Genomic DNA, 253 nt, shown 5'->3' with positions numbered 1-253 from the left:
GCTGAGTGCTGTCCGCGCGAGGGCGGGAGGGGGGGGCGGTGCGGAGGGTGGCGGCCAAGGGGTAGGTCGGGCGGCTGTCGTCGCTCAGTCGGGTGGCGGTCGGGGGGGGGTCGGGGGGGGGGGGGGGCGGGGCGGGGGGGGGGGGGGGGGGGGGGTTTTTGTTTTTTTTTGTGTTGTTTGTGTTGTGTGTGGTGTGGTGGTGTGGATGCATTTGGGCAGTGAGGCGGGATTGTGCTGTTGTTGCTTGTGGTTA

At 68.8% G+C, this 253-nt stretch carries 1 protein-coding gene; it reads left to right on the top strand.

What is annotated here, in order from left to right; translation table 11 throughout:
* Positions 1 to 253: hypothetical protein (locus tag AAEY78_RS14135; RefSeq protein WP_352340033.1), on the top strand; the 253-nt coding region annotated here is incomplete at both ends.

This window comes from Psychrobacter sp. 16-MNA-CIBAN-0192, assembly GCF_040309565.1.
Classification (GTDB): Bacteria; Pseudomonadota; Gammaproteobacteria; order Pseudomonadales; family Moraxellaceae; genus Psychrobacter.
This window is presented reverse-complemented; position numbering and strand designations above follow the sequence as displayed.